Genomic DNA, 15,579 nt, shown 5'->3' with positions numbered 1-15,579 from the left:
GCGACTTCTCCCCGCGCATCCGGAACGGACGCGTTGGCCTGCGCGAAACGACCCGAAATCAATTCGCGCGCTGGATTCGTGCGTCGCTATACCCTGCCGCCCGGGCCTTCTCCAGCGCTGCGGCGGCTTGTGCACTGTTTGCGAAGGGCCCCATCTGCACACGCCAGAACTTGCCCGCCCTGCTCACGCTTGCACCAAGAGGACGCGCTGCCTTGCGAGCATTTTCTTCAACAGAAAATGCGCCAATCTGAACAACTTGCGAGCCATATTTTACAACCGATGGCGCAGGTTTGGCAGGCACATGGGCTACTGTTTCCTGGGGTTGCTGCGTGGCGGGAGATTTTTTCTCAACCTTCGGCGGCACCGCTACCGCGACGGGGCCGGGATTCGCTTTTTGCGAATGAATTTCCGGCGTGGCAGCGGGTTGGACTGCCGGCCCCTTCGGCATCGTAGGGGGTGTGGACGGCGGCGGCAGCAACGGCGACTGGCTTTCGAGCTTGCGCCGCAAGACCTTGAGCAAGCCTTCCGGCGTTTCCATCCGCTCGGGCGCCTTGCCGCCGCTTCGCAGCATGGCCCGCTCCACTTCGGGAGGATTGACGCGTCGCACGCGAACAGGTGCATGGGCACCGCCCGCGATGCCGAGCTGCGCCGCTGCTTCCGGCGAAAGTTCGATGAGTGCATCGTTCACCATGGGCCCCCGCCGCTCCAGCCGGACCAGGATCGTACGACCGGTTCCCAGTGCGGTGACTTCGACATAAGCCGGCAACGGCAAGGTCTTGTGAGCGGCGGTCACTCCGCTGCCTTGGCCCACGGAAGCCATTCCCACGGCATCGTAGTTGAGCTGGTCAATCGGCGTCCACGTCGTCCCGCCAATGGTGAACGGATCGCCGAGGACGACCGGATAGTCGCCGGCAGGCCCGCTTGCAGGCAGGACGGGACCACGGTCCTTGCCAAACGCCGGAGCGGCAATCGATAGAATCAGCGCCGCAAGTGGCAGCGCATGGTTAACGGGCAATCTCATCTGCAAGCAACCCCACGGACAGTGCGTAGTAGTTCGAGCAGTTGTACTGAAGGATGACCCGATAATTCCCGGTTAACAGATAGGCCGGCGTGCCCGGCCCGTCAGGCTGGAACAGCGATGTCAGCACGTTGTCGGCAATCGCGCGCTGCGGTGTCACGCCGAGAGCCCGCCATTCCGAAACGGTCTTCCACTGGGAATGACGGGCGTGGACACGGTCGCAGCTAGGCGCTGCAAGCTTGCTGGCGTAACTATCGACATTGAGCCCGGAAGGCACCGATACGCGAACGCCCCATGGCTGCCCCGCACGCCATCCTGCATCGCGAAAATAATTTGCGATCGACGCGATAGTGTCTGCCGGGCTGGTGAAGATATCGCGGGTTCCATTGCCGTCACCATCGACAGCCAGCCGCAGGTACACGCTCGGCAGGAACTGGGGGTAGCCGAAGGCCCCTGCCCAGCTTCCCTTGAGACGGTAAGTGGGAACGCCCTGATCCACCATCTTGAGCAGCGCCACAAGCTCGCCCTCGAACAGCGCCCGACGGCGCCCTTCCCAGGCCAGTGTCGCGAGTGAGCGCGCCAGGTCGAAATCGCCGACATAGCTGCCGTAGTTCGTCTCATGCCCCCAGATCGCGAACAGTATGGGCGCAGGAACGCCATATCTACGCTCTATCGAGGGAACGATGCCGGAAAGGTCTGCATAACGCGCACGTCCACGAGCAATGATGCTCGGCCCGACGTGCTGGGCAATATAGGGAGCAACCGGCGGAGGCGTTGTCGCGCGGCTTGGCTGCGCCGAATCCAGTTCGACCACTCGCTGGTTCGGCGTGAGCCCGGTGAGCACCCGCGAAATGGTCGCCTCGGAAACGCCCTCCCGGCGCGCCCGCGCGCCCACCGCTTGCAAATAGCTGTCGAAGCTCTGCCCTCCCACGCTCTGAACCACTGGCTGCGCCTCGAGAACCGAGGCCATCGGCATGGCGGCAAGGGCGGCTGCAAGGAAAGGGAGACGCAGGGAACGAAGCTTCGAAGAAACAGTCATCCCGGCAAATCTCGCACAATGCGGCTGAGTTGCAAATGCCTTGAGCGTCATGGCCGTGGACAGTCATCGCAAGCCAACTGCCATCCGTCCCAATCCGCAATCGTTGTGGGACAACAAGCATACCCCTTGCAAGCCGCGCTGTTTTCTCTATGCGCTCAATCCGTGCGGACAGGTGGCCGAGTGGTTTAAGGCAGCGGTCTTGAAAACCGCCGTGGGTGCAAGCTCACCGTGGGTTCGAATCCCACCCTGTCCGCCATTTCAGTCCCAAGCTGGGCACGCCGATTGCCGCCGATTTCCCTCCGGAAACGGCCGCAAGTGTGCGAAGCAGCTCTCCCTTCGATCCCATGATGCGAACTTCGGTCTCGGCGACCTCGACCCGCTGGGCGAACGCGCGCAGGTGATCCCGCCGATAACCGCCCCCGTCGAGCCTGATGCGCTGGCGCGCCACGTCGGCGAACCGGCGCACGGTGGCCGGCGTGACCGCTTGATTGCCGGAGCTTTCAAGCGTGGCTTGCGCCCGCTCGGCATCCACCTGCGCCTGATCGCGGAGGGCCTTCAACCCGGCGATGCGGTCTTTCAGCGCCGGATCGGACAGATCGGCCACGCCTGATTCGATGGCGTCGTAGAGCCGCTTGAGGCGAAGGTCGCTCTCGGCCGCCCGGCGGTTCAACTCGCCGATATGCTCTTGCCTACGCTCTGCCCGTTCGTGCCGGCGGTCGAGGACCGAGGCCAGCACCTCCTCCAGCCGGTCGGGCTGAAGCAGCCGATCCTCGATATGCTCGGCGACGATGTCGTCGAGCTTCTCCATGGGGATCGAGCGGCCCGAGCAACCGGTCTCGCCCTGCCGCGCCTTGATCGAGCAGGTATAGTAGCGATAGCGCCCACCCTTGCCGGTGCGGATGGTCATGGCGCCGCCGCACTTGGCGCAGAAGCAGATGCCAGTGAGCAAGGTCGGGCCGCTGACGACGCGCGGCGGCGTGACCTTGGGATTGCGGGCTTTCAGATGCGCCTGTACCGCGTCGAAGGTCTCAAGGTCGATCAGCGGCGGCACGGGTACCGTGACGATCTCGCTGAGCGGCTTCAACTCTTTGGTCTTGGCGCGCTTGTTGAACTCGTGCTCGCCGATATAGGTGCGGCGGGTCAAAATACGGTGAAGCTGGCCGATTCCCCAGCGCCCACCATCGCGGGTGAAGATGCGACGGGCATTCAGATGCGACACGATCGCCTTGACGCCCATTGGGCCGGACGTACCGTTCCCCTCCAGCGCCAGCCGGTAGATCAGCCGCACCGTGTCGGCGTGTAGCGGATCGATCTCCAGCTTTTTCTTTGTCTTGGCCCCGCGCTGCTCGGCCGCGACGATGCGATAGCCGATCGGCGGTAATGCGCCGTTCCAGAAGCCCTGCCGGGCGTTCTCCTTCAAGGCGCGCATGACATGCTTGCCGTTTTCCTTGGACTGATACTCATCGAACAACGCCATGATCTGGCGCATCATGACGTGCATTGGATCGTCGCCCATCTCCTGGGTGATCGAGATGAGCTTCACGCCATTCTTCGCCAGCTTGCGGACGTAGAACTCCAGCTCGAAGTGATCGCGGAAAAAGCGGCTGAATGAGTGGACGACGACGATATCGAAGGGTGCGGGCTTGGTGGTGCCCGCCTCGATCATGCGCTGGAACTCGGGGCGGCGATCGTTGGTGGCGGTCGCGCCCGGCTCGACGAAGGTGTCGATAAGCTGGTAGCCGCGCGACAGGCAGTAGGCCTCGCCCTGGCGCTTCTGGTCGGGGATCGACACATCATGCTCGGCCTGCCGCGCGGTCGAGACGCGGAGATACAGGGCGGCGCGCGTGGCGATGCTGGGTGTTTCAGCGTTCATGACCGGCCTCCCGCTGCCATGGCGAGCGGCGCATGGTGCTCCGTCAAAGGCAGGTCCAGCGCCACGCGATCATGGATGACTTTCGGCGCGAGCTTGCGCCCACTGCGCTCCATACGGATCAGGCCATAGCCGACCATGGTTTTCAGGGTCCGCGACAGGTTCGACTTGGCCCTGCCGGTGATGTCGGACAGTTCCTCCACCGACCCGGGCGCCTGCTCGGCGATGATGCGCAACAACTCGCGGTTCCCGGCAGACAGCACCTTGGCGAAGGATTCGGTCGAGGTGAACCATACCTTCGGCTCGTCGGGCCTGGGCTTCTCCTCCCCGCGTGCGATCCGCATCGTTCGGGCTTTCATCTCTTCGTAATCGGCAATCCCGACCTTCAGCGTCGTCATGGGAGAACTCCTCGTTCCTTCAGCACCGCGTCCACCAACTGCCAGAAGTCGGCCATCAATGTACCGGCGTCCTGATAGTCGTATGGCTTCACGGTCTGGAGCCGATGCCGGTGATCCTGCGGCTCGCCCCGCTTCTGGCGACCGACCGGGTGGGCATTGTCGAAGCCGACCAGCCGTTCGCCCGAAGGCCCATGAAGCGTGAGCGAGTAGTCGAGGCCATGCGGCTTCTCCGGGGAGACCGGAATCCGCGTCGCCACGAACTTGACCCAGTGACCGCCTGCGGGATCGACGACGAGCATTTGGCCGTCGAGATCCAGCAAAGCGTCAAGGCTCGGATCGCGACCCTCGCTCATGCCCAATACATATCAGATTGAGATAACAATACAAGCCTCCTGATGCTCAGGACGGCTTCGGACGATCGTCGGAAATGGGCGTCCTGGGGAATGATGGTCGGGCCGATCGCGACCTGTCGTCACTTATACGGCCCTCAACGGGACGGCCCGAACAACTCGTCGAAGATGTCGCCGAACCACGCCTCGAACAGATCGATCTCAGCCTCCGTCACCGGCACGCGCTCGGGCCAGTCGTCGGCGACGGTCCAGGTCTCGACATCGTGTTTCGGGGGACGGCCGATGCGCGGGGTCGGCTTCTCGATTTCGTCCTGCGGGACATAGTCGTAGAGATCGTCCGGCAGGATGCCGGACGCGACATAGAGTCGGCTTTGCGAGTGATCAGCGCCGCGCCGGGACATGGGAATCGCTTCTTGTGAGAATATCAATCGTAAAGACACTCGCCCCTTCGCCCTGATGCCGCGCAATTCTCCCAGCATCGGCGGATTGCGCGGCGTGTGAAGACAGCGCTTTGCAATACCTCGATTGGATATGGCGATCAGTCCCGCGACGATGGACGGGCGGCGGCATCATGGTTGCCCGTCCCTACCTGCCGGCGTGGCCCGCCGCGCCTTGGCAAAAGCCCGATCGGTGGCGATGAACCGCTCCAGCATCGGCACGATCAGGCGGACGGGATCGGTCGGCGGATGGTTACTCTCGCGGGCGAGCACATCGGCATAGGCAGCAAGATCGCGATGGAGGCCGGCGGGCAGTTCCACCGTCACCTTCACCGGCTTGTCGTCGGCGATCGGGCCGAGCTTCAGCTTGGTCATGGCGTGGCTCCATAGGGTTCGAGCACCAGGTCGCGCACGACAAGGACGCGGACAGGGAAGCCCGGCCGGATAGTGAGCGTCGGGGCGATGTTGAGCTGGCGCTGGACGATCTGCCTGCCGGTCTGACCGATGCTGTCGGATGCGCCGTCGCGGATGGCGCTGAGAAGATCGCTCTCGTCGCTGGACGATCCCGTGTTGGCGCCAATGCTGAGCAGCGTCGAGAGGGCGGCAGCCTTGAACAGTTCGCCCCAATGATAATCGACGCCATCCTCGAGACCGGCATAGCCTTCGGCGTCCGCGCCGGGCTGTCGCTCCAAAACGATCGAGCGGCCATTGGGCATGATGAGCCGGTTCCATACCAGCAGGACACGGCGCTGGCCGAAGCCGACGCCATTGTCGTACTGGCCGATCAGCCGTGTGCCCTGTGGTACGAGCAGGATGCGGCCGGTGGGGCTGTCATAGACGTTCTCCGTGACCTGGGCGGTGATCTGGCCGGGAAGATCGGAGCGGATGCCGGTGATGAGTGCCGCCGGGATCACCGCCCCGGCTTGCAGGATGTTCGGCGAGGCCGGGGCCGCAACGCGATCGGGCGCGACGGTGCGCCGGTCGGCCGTCTGATTGAGGAAGGCCAGTTGCCGGTCCTGAGCTGTGGGCGTCGTCGGCTGCGGCGCGAGACCGAGGCTGGTCAGGTCCGGGAGCGGAGTCGGGACATTGGCGGTCGTGGCTGGCTGTCCGGTATTCCGCGTCTCGGTCGAAGCAAATAGCCGGCCGGTCCGTGCCGCTTCGATCTCCTGAAGCCGGCGCTGCTCTTCGGCGCTGAGGCCGGGCGTCACTGCGCCGGGCGTGACCATGCCCGGTGCTGGCACGGGTTGGCCACGGTTCTGCGCATCAAGGATCGGCCGACCGAGATCTCCGGGCAGCGGCGGACCTAGAACCGGGCCGGTATAATCCTTCGGCAGGCCGTTGAGACCATCGGCGGTCGAGCGGTTCTCGGTCGAATAGAGTTCGGTGTTGCCGCCGCCGCCATCACGGGTCTGGAGCGCATAGATCAGCGCGCCTCCAATACCGAGGCTGCCGACCAGGCCGAGGCCAGCCAGAACCTTCCGCGACAACCGGGTGACACGCGGCGGTTCGGCACGAAGGCGCATCGGTGCGACTGGCTCGCCGGTCAGCGGACGGGCGTCATCGTCGACCGGCGTCGGCTCTGGCTTCGCGCTCTTATCAGGATCGATCTCGCTCACGATGCCGGCCTCCCATCAGTGCGGGTGATGCGGACGCGCTTTTGATTGTCGCCGGTGCCGAAGCGCAGTTCGGCGGCGGCGAACAGCCGATCGACGATCATGTGACGGCCGCGAACCCGATAGTTCACCAGCTCCGAGGTATTGCCCTCGGGGCCGACGACGAACAGCGGCGGCATTTCCCCTTGGGCAATGCCGCGTGGAAATTCGATGAACACCTGCCGGCCGTCGTCGAAGGCGCGAAGCGGCCGCCACGGCGCGCGGTCGCCGTCGATCGCATAGCGGAAATTGACGTTGGCGAGATCGACACCGCTGGCGACGGGTTGAGCGGCCTCGGCCTGGCTGTTCTGGCGGCGCAGCGCGATGAGCTGGTCCTGCGGATATTGCCAGGACACAGACGCCATATAGGTCCGCTCGGTCGAGCGCAGCTCCATGTGATAGGTGCGCAGATTGGTGTTGATGACGAGGTTGGTCATCAGATCGGCGCGGGTCGGCTTCACCAGGATATGGACCTGTTGCGTGGCCCCCGAACCGCTGAGTGTGTCGCCGATGATCCAGCGCACCGTATCGCCAGCCGCGACCGGGCCGGAGCCGACGAGGGTTTCGCCGGGCTGAAGCGCGATGTCGGTGATCTGCCCGACGGCGGTATAGACCTGATAGAGCGCGCCGCCGGTGTAGGGATAGACCTGCATGGCGTTGATGAAGCCGTCACGGACAGGCTGGATGCGGGCGGCGGCGTTGGCCTGATTGACGCGCGCGGCCGGATCGGTCGGCTCGGGTGCACGGCGGGATTCCTCCACCGGCTTCATTTGGCCGGGCAACGGCAATGGCCGGGGCAACTCGACGACGGTGACGGGCGATGGCGGATCGACCGTCTGCACGGCGGGCGCGGCATCGTCGTAAGATATCTCGGGCGGCTTTTGTGTCGTGGCGCAGCCGGCGAGCGCCGTTGCGGACAACACCAAGGCCGCGAATGTGACATCACGGAAAGCCGCCTTTCCGGCTCTCCGTGCAAGCGCAATGGCGTGAACAGGGTTCGCCGGGTGTCCGGCGGTCAGTTGAGACGGCCGGATCATTGTCCAAGCTCCTTCGACCAGTTGATGGCGTTAACGTAGATTCCGAGCGGATTGGCCCGGAGCTTTTCGGCGTCGCGCGGCGGTGCGACTGCGATGGTGAGGATGGCGGTCCAGCGCGATGTCTCGGCGAGCGAGCCGTCCTGATAGCGGCGCTCGGTCCAGGCGACGCGGAAGCTGTCCGGTGAAGCGCGAATGACAGACGACACCTCGACGGCGATCTGCTGCTTGCCGACCTTGGTGAACGGATCGTTGACGCGAGCATAATCGTTCAGCGCCATCGCGCCGCGATCGGTCGTGAACTCATAGGCGCGCAGCCAGTTCTGCCGAACGATGATGGCGTCGGCCGGGATTGAGCGGACCTGCTCGATGAAGCGGGCGAGATGCCAGGCGATCTGCGGATCGGTCGGGCGATAGTCAGCGACGGCGGGCGCGATGGCTTGTGCTTGTCCGAGCTTATCGACCTGCACCACCCACGGTACGATCGAGCCGTTGGCGGATTGCCAGACCAGCGCGCCGGACAGCCCGGCTGACAGGATCAGCGATCCGAACGCCATCAGCCGCCAGTTCTTTGCCTGGACACGGGCCGAGCCGATGCGCTCGTCCCAGACCTGGGCGGCGCGTTGATACGGCGTCTCGGGTTGCGGCGTCTTGCCGTAATGGGTGGAGGGTCGTTTGAACATCAGCGGTCGCTTTCGGAGAGGTTGACGGAAGAGCCGCCGCCATGGCTGTCACCGGATTTGACGGCATGGGCGGCGGCCTGGATGCCGTGCGAGGCCTGCTGGCCGCGCTTCATGCGCTTGGCCCATGCGGGCGGGCCATCAGCGCTGGCGGACGAAGACGATCTGGATGGAGCCTCGGCGCCCTCGCTTGGTGCGGCCTCGCCGCTGACGGCGCGTTCGCCGGCCTGGAAGCTGTCCTTCATGGAGGCGGCAGCGCGCTTGAACGGGCTGGCGATGGCGGACCCGGCCTGGGACGCGCCGGTACTGGCGACGCCCGATGCGCCTCCGGCCCGATAGGCGGCGGTCGCACCGCCCGCGAGGGTCGCGCCGCCACGAGCAGCAGCAGCAGCGCCTCCGGCAAGAGCGGCTCCGCCGGACGCGACGGCGCCGATCGCAGCTCCTCCGGTGGCAACCATGCCGCCGGCGGCAAGGCCGGTGCCGATCGCAGCACCCGCACCTAGCTGCGGGCCACCGGAGACGAGACCGTTGGCGATGCCGGGACCGAAGATGCCGAGGCCGAGCAGCGACAGCGCCGCCAGCACGATCGCCATCGCGTCGTCGATCGTCGGCGCTGTCCCGCCGAAGCCTGCGGTGAACTGGCTGAACAGCGTCGAGCCGATGCCGATGATAACCGCGAGCACCAGCACCTTGATGCCGGACGAGATGACGTTGCCCAGCACCCGTTCGGCCATGAAGGCGGATTTGCCGAACAGCCCGAACGGGATCAGCACGAAGCCGGCGAGTGTCGTCAGCTTGAACTCGATCAGCGTGACGAAGAGCTGGATGGCGAGGATGAAGAAGGCGAGCAGCACCAGCGCCCAGGCGAAGAGCAGGCAGGCGATCTGGATGAAGTTCTCGAAGAACGAGATCCAGCCCATCAGGCCGGAGATCGATTCGAGCAGCGGCCGTCCGGCGTCGAGGCCGACTTGCGCCACCTTGCCGGGACGCAGGAGATCGGCGGTCGTGAAGCCCGTGCCGGACGCCTTCAGGCCGAGGCCTGCGAAGCTCTCGAAGACGATACGGGCGAGGTTGTTCCAGTTGCCGATGATGTAGGCGAACACCCCGACGAACAGGGTCTTCTTGATGAGCCGTCCGATGATGTCGTCATCGCCACCCATCGACCAGAACAAAGCCGCCAGCGTCACGTCGATGACGATCAGCGTCGTGGCGATGAAGGCGACCTCGCCGGACAGCAGGCCGAAGCCACTATCGATGTAGCGGGTGAAGACGGCCAGGAACTGGTCAATGACGCCGGTGCCGCCCATGGTCAGCGCTCCCCGGCCATGTCAGCCGGTGCGGTCTGCTTGGTGACGGGATCGTCGTTTGCGGACGTCGGTCGTTGCCGATCGAAACCGAGAAAGCGGTCGCGGCTCTCGGACCAGACGCGCAGGCACTCGGCATCACGCGCACCGGCCTCGCCGAGACGCTGGCACCGGCGCTGCCCCACACGCAGCGGATCGGGTGCGGCCGGCGCGATTACGGCCGGAACCGGATTGGCCGGCCTGTCGTCCTTGCGGGTGATCTCAATCGCGGTGGCGGTGATCGCAACGCCCGCGAACACGGCGGCGGCGATGCGGGCGAGCGTCTTGCCTTCCATGGCGCGTCTCTCCCGGTCAGTTGTTGCCGTTGTTGAACATCTGCGCATTGCCGGCCTGGTAGCCCGTGCCCGGCGTCAGGAAGCGGCGGCGCTGTTCGCGACCCTGTTCGGCCGCCGCCGCTCGCTCGGCCTCGGTCAGCGCCTGCGCCCGGCCGTTGGCGGCAACGACGGCAGTGAGATCAGCGAGCTGCTGCGCCTGGAGCGCGAGAAGCTGGTTGCCGGCCTGCGTCGCCTGAAGCGCGCCGGTCGCGGACTGGCTCGATCCGACCAGCGCCGACATCTGCGACCGGTTGGTGTCGATGTTGCCGACGACACCGGCCTGCACTTTCATCGCGTCTTGTAAGCCGCCGACGGTATTCTGCCAGCGCGAGCGGGCGTCGGAGATAAGCTGGCTGTCGGAGGCCGACATCGGGACGTTGCCGTATTTCTGGCTGAACATCTGGTCGATCTGCTGGACGTCATAGGCGACGTTTTGCGCCTGTTGCAGAAGCTGTTGCGTCCGCTGGACCGACTGCTGAAGCTGTTGCAGCGAGGAATATGGCAGGCTCGCCAGATTGCGGGCCTGATTGATCAGCATCTGCGCTTCATTTTGCAGCTGCGTGACCTGCTGGGTGATTGACTGAAGCGTCCGAGCCGCCGTCAGGATGTTCTGGCTGTAGTTCCAGGGATCGAACACCGTGATGGCGTAAGCTGGTGTCGTCACCATGATCGGCGCCAGCGAAACGGACAGGATGGATGAGGCAACGAGGGCCGCGCGGGCACGGGTGCGTAAACGACGAAGCATCATGATGGAATCTCCAGGTTGGTGAGGTCGGGGATGAGGTCGGCGGCCCAGGCGACGCCGCGATGGCGCAGCCAGGCGGCGAGGAAGCCGTCCCGGCCGTGCTCGACGACGGTACGGGCGATCTCAGTTTGGTCGGTCTTCGACGAGACGGCGCAGAGCGCCAGCGCCACGTCCGACAGGCCCAGCTCGAACAGCCGGCTGCCACGTCGGGTCTGGCAGTAATAATCCCGCTTCGGTGTCGCCCGCGCGAGGATCTCGATCTGGCGGTCGTTGAGGCCGAAACGGCGATAGATGGCGGTGATCTGAGGCTCGATCGCCCGTTCGTTCGGGAGCAGAAGCCGGGTCTGGCAGCTTTCGATGATGGCGGGGGCGATGGCCGAACCGTCGATGTCCGATAGCGATTGTGTAGCGAAGATGACGCTGGCGTTCTTCTTGCGCAGCGTCTTCAGCCATTCGCGGAGCTGGCCGGCGAACCCTTCGTCGTCCAGCGCCAGCCAGCCTTCGTCGATGATGATGAGCGTCGGTGAGCCGTCGAGCCGGTCGCCGATGCGGTGGAACAGGTAGGCCAGCACGGCGGGCGCGGCTTCGGTGCCGATCAACCCCTCGGTCTCGAAGGCCTGAACCGTGGCGGAGCCGAGATATTCGGCCTCGGCATCGAGCAAGCGGCCATGGGCGCCGCCGACGCAATAAGGCCGGAGCGCCTGCTTCAGGTCGTTAGACTGGAGGAGCACGGACAGGCCCGTGATCGTCCTTTCGCCGACCGGCGCGGACGCCAACGATGTCAGCGCCGTCCAGATATATTCCTTCACCTCGGGCGTGATGGCGACGCCCTCGCGGGTGAGGATCGCCACGATCCAATCGGCGGCCCAAGCGCGCTCGGGCACGTCATGGATGCGGGCAAGCGGCTGGAGGCTGACGCTCTCCTCAGCCACATCCGACAATCCGCCGCCGAGATCGTGCCAGTCGCCGCCCATGGCGAGTGCTGCGGCGCGGATCGAGCCGCCGAAGTCGAAGGCGAAAACCTGCGCGCCGACGTAGCGCCGAAACTGGAGCGCCATGAGCGCGAGCAGCACGGACTTGCCCGCACCGGTCGGGCCGACGACGAGCGTGTGCCCGACGTCACCGACGTGAATGGATAACCGGAACGGGGTCGAGCCTTCGGTCTTGCCGAAGAGCAGTGGGGGCGCTGCAAAATGCTCGTCCCGCACCTCGCCCGCCCATACCGCCGAAAGCGGGATCATGTGGGCGAGGTTCAAAGTCGAAATCGGCGGTTGGCGGACATTGGCATAGACATGGCCGGGCAATGAGCCGAGCCAGGCATCCGCCGCGTTGATGGTTTCCGCCATCGCTGTGAAATCGCGGCCTTGAACGATCTTTTCCGTCAGCCGCAGCTTCTCGTCGGCAAGACGCGGATCGTCATCCCAGACCGTGATTGTGGCGGTGACATAGGCGACGCCGGCATAGTCGGCGCCGAGTTCCTGCAAGGCCATGTCCGCGTCGGCCGCCTTGTTGGCGGCGTCGGTGTCGACCAGCGCTGACGCTTCATTGGTCATCACCTCCTTCAGGATGGCGGCGATCGACTTGCGCTTGGCGAACCACTGGCGGCGGATCTTTGTCAGCAGCTTCGTCGCGTCCGTCTTGTCGAGCAGGATGGCGCGGGTGGACCAGCGATAGGGAAAGGCCAGCCGGTTCAGCTCGTCGAGCAGGCCGGGCGTCGTCGCGGTCGGGAAGCCGACGATGGTGAGGATGCGGACATGCGCATCGCCCAGGCGCGGCTCCAGCCCGCCGGTCAGCGGCTGATCGGCGACGAGCGCATCGAGATACATCGGCGTCTCGGGGACGCGGACGCGGTGGCGCTGTGTCGAAACGCAGCTATGCAGGTAGGTCAGCGTCTCGGGGTCATCGAGCCAGAGGCACTCCGGCATGAAGCCGTCCACCAGTTGCAGAACGCGGTCAGTGCGATCGACGAAGACGGTGATCATCTCGCGACCATCGACCCCGGATCGATCGCGGCCCTCGTAGAGCCAGGTCTCGGCGCGAGCGGCGTCCTCGGCCGGTGGTAGGTAGGTGAAGGTCAGGAAATAGCTGGATTCGTAGTGCGATCCGGCTTCCTCGAAATCGGCCTTGCGCTCGGCATCGACCAGCGCCGAGGCGGCGTCAGGAAACCGGCTGGCTGGATAGGACGCGGCCTCATGGCGCTGCGCTTCCACGAAGATCGCCCAGCCCGATCCCAATCGGCGGAAGGCGTTGTTGAGCCGCCCGGCGACGGCGACCAGTTCGGCCGGCACGGCGCTGTCGAGATCGGGACCACGCAAGCGTGCGGTGCGCTGGAGGCTGCCGTCCTTATTGAGGACGACGCCTTCACCCACGAGCGCGACCCAGGGCAGGAAGTCGGCGAGACGGGTGGCGGTGCGGCGATATTCGGCCAAGTTCATCATGGGATCAGCCTCCTCAAACCGACAGGTGGCCGGGGATGCGCAGATGGCGGCGCACCACATCGACGAACATCGGATCGCGCTTCGCCGCCCACACCGCCGCGAGATGGCCGACCGCCCAGATGGCGAGACCGACCAGCCAGAGGCGCAGGCCGAGACCCAGCGCCGCCGCCAGTGTGCCGTTGAGAATGGCGAGACCCCGCGGCGCGCCGCCGAGCAGGATATGCTCGGTCAGCGCCCGATGGACCGGCACGGAATAGCCCGGCACTTCGGTCTGCTCGACCACGCCCGCCATCAGACGAGCGCCCCGCCGCCGAACGAGAAGAACGACAGGAAGAAGCTCGATGCCGCGAACGCGATCGACAGGCCGAAGACGATCTGGATCAGACGGCGGAAGCCGCCCGAGGTGTCGCCGAAGGCGAGCGCCAGGCCGGTCGAGATGATGACGATCACCGCGATGATCTTGGCGACCGGGCCTTCGATCGACTGGAGGATGGATTGCAGCGGCGCTTCCCACGGCATGGAAGAGCCGGAGGCATGGGCGGCGGGCGCCAGCATCATGCTGATGGATACGGCAAGGGCTGCGGTCGCCATGTGCTGGCAACCGCGCGAGAGGAAGCGGATCATCGGATATCTCCTGTGAGGTTGAGGACGGGCTGGATGTCGCCGCCGTCGGTGACGGTAGGCACGACGCGGTAATCGCCGTCGCGGCCGAGGCCTTCGACGCGGGCGAGTTCGACAAGGCGACGTTGCGATCCCCGCCCGGCGAGCACGGCGACGAGATCGATGGTCTCCGCGATCAGCGCGCGTGGCACGGTGACGACGGCTTCCTGGATGAGTTGTTCGAGGCGGCGAATTGCGCCGATGGCGCTGCCCGCATGGATGGTGCCGACGCCTCCGGGATGGCCGGTGCCCCACGCCTTCAACAGGTCGAGGGCTTCCGGGCCGCGCACCTCACCGATCGGAATGCGATCGGGGCGAAGCCGCAGCGAGGAGCGGACGAGATCGGAGAGCGAGGCGACGCCATCCTTGGTGCGCATCGCGACGAGATTGGGCGCGGCGCATTGCAGCTCGCGCGTATCCTCTATGATGACGACGCGATCGGCGGTCTTCGCCACCTCGGCCAGCAGCGCATTGGTCAGTGTCGTCTTGCCGGTCGAGGTGCCGCCGGCGACGAGGATGTTGGCGCGCGAGGCGACGGCTGAACGCAGCGCCTCGGCCTGCTCCGCCGACATGATCCCGGCGGCGACATAATCGTCGAGTGTGAACACGGCGACGGCCGGCTTGCGGATCGCGAAGCACGGCGCGGCGACGACGGGCGGTAACAGCCCCTCGAACCGTTCGCCGGTTTCGGGTAGTTCGGCTGAAACGCGGGGTGCGCCGGCATGGACTTCGGCACCGACATGATGTGCAACCAGGCGGACGATCCGTTCGCCATCGGCTGGCGCGAGCCGCTCGCCCGTATCGGACAGGCCTTCCGACAGCCGGTCGATCCACAGCCGCCCGTCCGGGTTCAGCATCACCTCGACGACAGCGGGGTCTCCCAGAAATCGCGCGATGGCGGGGCCGAGCGCGGTGCGCAGCATCCGCGCGCCCCGCGTCAAGCTCTCCGAATTATGGTGCAATACCGCCATCTGATCCCCATTTCTCGCGGGGATCGACAGACACTCCCCGGACGGGGATGATTAAAAGAGCCGGAACTTGGGCCGGTTCAACAAGTATCTAATTCCCGGCGGCCATAGCGAAGAAAAGGCGGCAATCGGCGGCATCGAATATTTGATGAATGCTGCATTCGACCCGTCTTAGTCGGTTTCAGCCCCGCCGTTGCGTCCTGCGTCAATGTCCCGCGACAACTCCTTCAAGAACCGATCGCCCGTCGCCAACCGCCGCCCGAGCGATTGCAGGAATCCGTCGAAGCGCTCGGCTCCCTTCGCCCGTGCTGACGCCTGGGCGCTGTCGGCCAGCGGCGGTGTCACGGTCAGCCAGAAGCGGATGAACAGCGAAAGCGTCTCGCCGAGGATGGCGAGATCCTCGTCCAGCCCATCGACCTGGCGGCCAAGCTTGTCCATCCGACGGGCGAACACCGCCTCCAACCGCTCCGACGCATCAGCCGACAGGAACGACGCGACGGCCGCTTCGATCACTGCCGATTTGGAGACGTTGCGGCGCAGCGCCAGTGCCTCGACCTTCTTCAAAAGATCTGGCTCGAAATAGACGTTCATGCGGGCTTTGGTCTGCATGGC

Annotated in this window: 18 protein-coding genes and 1 tRNA gene; 1 reads left to right on the top strand and 18 read right to left on the bottom strand. The window is 65.4% G+C overall.

Features of this window, described 5'->3' with window-relative positions:
- Nucleotides 1–58: 58 nt before the first annotated feature.
- Both U9J33_RS11175 and U9J33_RS11170 read right to left on the bottom strand, forming a co-directional pair.
- Entirely contained in the window at nt 59–1,021 is a 963-nt protein-coding gene (locus U9J33_RS11175) for a septal ring lytic transglycosylase RlpA family protein (protein ID WP_324699048.1), read from the bottom strand.
- Complete coding sequence (locus tag U9J33_RS11170) at nt 1,005–2,057, bottom strand: lytic murein transglycosylase (RefSeq protein WP_054437753.1); 1,053 nt, start codon at nt 2,055–2,057, stop codon at nt 1,005–1,007. Before U9J33_RS11170 ends, U9J33_RS11175 begins: the two co-directional genes overlap by 17 nt.
- A gap of 166 nt (nt 2,058–2,223) precedes the next feature.
- Here U9J33_RS11170 and U9J33_RS11165 point away from each other — a divergent pair.
- Nucleotides 2,224–2,313: transfer RNA gene (locus U9J33_RS11165), tRNA-Ser, on the top strand.
- Here U9J33_RS11165 and U9J33_RS11160 read toward each other — a convergent pair.
- The 16 genes from U9J33_RS11160 to U9J33_RS11085 form a co-directional block, all read right to left on the bottom strand.
- Nucleotides 2,281–3,849 carry a recombinase family protein gene (locus U9J33_RS11160; RefSeq protein ID WP_324695257.1) on the bottom strand — a complete coding sequence of 523 codons (1,569 nt, stop codon included), beginning with the start codon at nt 3,847–3,849 and terminating at the stop codon, nt 2,281–2,283. The genes U9J33_RS11165 and U9J33_RS11160 overlap by 33 nt on opposite strands.
- Nucleotides 3,850–3,926: 77 nt before the next feature.
- Complete coding sequence (locus U9J33_RS11155) at nt 3,927–4,325, bottom strand: helix-turn-helix domain-containing protein (RefSeq protein WP_324695255.1); 399 nt, start codon at nt 4,323–4,325, stop codon at nt 3,927–3,929.
- Nucleotides 4,322–4,678 (bottom strand): toxin-antitoxin system TumE family protein, encoded by a 357-nt coding sequence (locus U9J33_RS11150; RefSeq protein WP_324695254.1) that lies wholly within the window; start codon nt 4,676–4,678, stop codon nt 4,322–4,324. The genes U9J33_RS11155 and U9J33_RS11150 overlap by 4 nt, the downstream gene beginning before the upstream one ends.
- A 134-nt stretch (nt 4,679–4,812) precedes the next feature.
- Nucleotides 4,813–5,076, bottom strand: coding sequence for a hypothetical protein (locus tag U9J33_RS11145; protein WP_324695252.1), 264 nt, complete (start codon nt 5,074–5,076; stop codon nt 4,813–4,815).
- Between the two features lie 168 nt (nt 5,077–5,244).
- Nucleotides 5,245–5,487: a DUF2274 domain-containing protein gene (locus tag U9J33_RS11140; RefSeq protein ID WP_324695251.1), complete on the bottom strand. Its 243-nt coding sequence runs from the start codon at nt 5,485–5,487 to the stop codon at nt 5,245–5,247.
- Nucleotides 5,484–6,635 carry a TrbI/VirB10 family protein gene (locus U9J33_RS11135; protein ID WP_324699047.1) on the bottom strand — a complete coding sequence of 384 codons (1,152 nt, stop codon included), beginning with the start codon at nt 6,633–6,635 and terminating at the stop codon, nt 5,484–5,486. The genes U9J33_RS11140 and U9J33_RS11135 overlap by 4 nt, the downstream gene beginning before the upstream one ends.
- 89 nt (nt 6,636–6,724) lie before the next feature.
- On the bottom strand, nt 6,725–7,801 hold the full coding sequence (gene trbG, locus U9J33_RS11130; protein ID WP_324695250.1) for a P-type conjugative transfer protein TrbG: 1,077 nt from the start codon (nt 7,799–7,801) through the stop codon (nt 6,725–6,727).
- Entirely contained in the window at nt 7,798–8,481 is a 684-nt protein-coding gene (gene trbF / locus U9J33_RS11125; RefSeq protein WP_324695248.1) for a conjugal transfer protein TrbF, read from the bottom strand. The genes trbG and trbF overlap by 4 nt, the downstream gene beginning before the upstream one ends.
- On the bottom strand, nt 8,481–9,785 hold the full coding sequence (gene trbL, locus U9J33_RS11120) for a P-type conjugative transfer protein TrbL (protein WP_324695247.1): 1,305 nt from the start codon (nt 9,783–9,785) through the stop codon (nt 8,481–8,483). The genes trbF and trbL overlap by 1 nt, the downstream gene beginning before the upstream one ends.
- Nucleotides 9,786–9,787: 2 nt before the next feature.
- Nucleotides 9,788–10,117: a putative entry exclusion protein TrbK-alt gene (trbK-alt, locus tag U9J33_RS11115; RefSeq protein WP_324695245.1), complete on the bottom strand. Its 330-nt coding sequence runs from the start codon at nt 10,115–10,117 to the stop codon at nt 9,788–9,790.
- A gap of 16 nt (nt 10,118–10,133) precedes the next feature.
- Complete coding sequence (gene trbJ, locus U9J33_RS11110; protein ID WP_324699045.1) at nt 10,134–10,901, bottom strand: P-type conjugative transfer protein TrbJ; 768 nt, start codon at nt 10,899–10,901, stop codon at nt 10,134–10,136.
- Nucleotides 10,901–13,339: a conjugal transfer protein TrbE gene (gene trbE / locus U9J33_RS11105; protein WP_324695243.1), complete on the bottom strand. Its 2,439-nt coding sequence runs from the start codon at nt 13,337–13,339 to the stop codon at nt 10,901–10,903. Before trbE ends, trbJ begins: the two co-directional genes overlap by 1 nt.
- Before the next feature lie 13 nt (nt 13,340–13,352).
- The gene (locus U9J33_RS11100; protein ID WP_324695241.1) at nt 13,353–13,631 is read right to left on the bottom strand and encodes a VirB3 family type IV secretion system protein; all 279 of its coding nucleotides are present in this window, start codon (nt 13,629–13,631) and stop codon (nt 13,353–13,355) included.
- Nucleotides 13,631–13,963, bottom strand: coding sequence for a TrbC/VirB2 family protein (locus U9J33_RS11095; protein WP_324695239.1), 333 nt, complete (start codon nt 13,961–13,963; stop codon nt 13,631–13,633). The genes U9J33_RS11100 and U9J33_RS11095 overlap by 1 nt, the downstream gene beginning before the upstream one ends.
- Nucleotides 13,960–14,970: a P-type conjugative transfer ATPase TrbB gene (gene trbB / locus U9J33_RS11090; protein ID WP_324695237.1), complete on the bottom strand. Its 1,011-nt coding sequence runs from the start codon at nt 14,968–14,970 to the stop codon at nt 13,960–13,962. Before trbB ends, U9J33_RS11095 begins: the two co-directional genes overlap by 4 nt.
- 168 nt (nt 14,971–15,138) lie before the next feature.
- On the bottom strand, nt 15,139–15,576 hold the full coding sequence (locus U9J33_RS11085) for a CopG family transcriptional regulator (RefSeq protein ID WP_324695235.1): 438 nt from the start codon (nt 15,574–15,576) through the stop codon (nt 15,139–15,141).
- Nucleotides 15,577–15,579 lie beyond the last annotated feature (3 nt).

The sequence above is a fragment of the Novosphingobium sp. RL4 genome, from assembly GCF_035658495.1.
Taxonomy (GTDB): domain Bacteria; phylum Pseudomonadota; class Alphaproteobacteria; order Sphingomonadales; family Sphingomonadaceae; genus Novosphingobium.
This window is presented reverse-complemented; position numbering and strand designations above follow the sequence as displayed.

Coding starts and splice junctions, on each gene's coding strand:
- U9J33_RS11175 (WP_324699048.1), bottom strand. CDS start 1,021: ATGAGATTGCCCGTTAACCATGCGCTGCCACTTGCGGCGCTGATTCTA.
- U9J33_RS11170 (WP_054437753.1), bottom strand. CDS start 2,057: ATGACTGTTTCTTCGAAGCTTCGTTCCCTGCGTCTCCCTTTCCTTGCA.
- U9J33_RS11155 (WP_324695255.1), bottom strand. CDS start 4,325: ATGACGACGCTGAAGGTCGGGATTGCCGATTACGAAGAGATGAAAGCC.
- U9J33_RS11150 (WP_324695254.1), bottom strand. CDS start 4,678: ATGAGCGAGGGTCGCGATCCGAGCCTTGACGCTTTGCTGGATCTCGAC.
- U9J33_RS11145 (WP_324695252.1), bottom strand. CDS start 5,076: ATGTCCCGGCGCGGCGCTGATCACTCGCAAAGCCGACTCTATGTCGCG.
- U9J33_RS11140 (WP_324695251.1), bottom strand. CDS start 5,487: ATGACCAAGCTGAAGCTCGGCCCGATCGCCGACGACAAGCCGGTGAAG.
- U9J33_RS11135 (WP_324699047.1), bottom strand. CDS start 6,635: ATGCGCCTTCGTGCCGAACCGCCGCGTGTCACCCGGTTGTCGCGGAAG.
- trbG (WP_324695250.1), bottom strand. CDS start 7,801: ATGATCCGGCCGTCTCAACTGACCGCCGGACACCCGGCGAACCCTGTT.
- trbF (WP_324695248.1), bottom strand. CDS start 8,481: ATGTTCAAACGACCCTCCACCCATTACGGCAAGACGCCGCAACCCGAG.
- trbL (WP_324695247.1), bottom strand. CDS start 9,785: ATGGGCGGCACCGGCGTCATTGACCAGTTCCTGGCCGTCTTCACCCGC.
- trbK-alt (WP_324695245.1), bottom strand. CDS start 10,117: ATGGAAGGCAAGACGCTCGCCCGCATCGCCGCCGCCGTGTTCGCGGGC.
- trbJ (WP_324699045.1), bottom strand. CDS start 10,901: ATGCTTCGTCGTTTACGCACCCGTGCCCGCGCGGCCCTCGTTGCCTCA.
- trbE (WP_324695243.1), bottom strand. CDS start 13,339: ATGATGAACTTGGCCGAATATCGCCGCACCGCCACCCGTCTCGCCGAC.
- U9J33_RS11100 (WP_324695241.1), bottom strand. CDS start 13,631: ATGGCGGGCGTGGTCGAGCAGACCGAAGTGCCGGGCTATTCCGTGCCG.
- U9J33_RS11095 (WP_324695239.1), bottom strand. CDS start 13,963: ATGATCCGCTTCCTCTCGCGCGGTTGCCAGCACATGGCGACCGCAGCC.
- trbB (WP_324695237.1), bottom strand. CDS start 14,970: ATGGCGGTATTGCACCATAATTCGGAGAGCTTGACGCGGGGCGCGCGG.
- U9J33_RS11085 (WP_324695235.1), bottom strand. CDS start 15,576: ATGCAGACCAAAGCCCGCATGAACGTCTATTTCGAGCCAGATCTTTTG.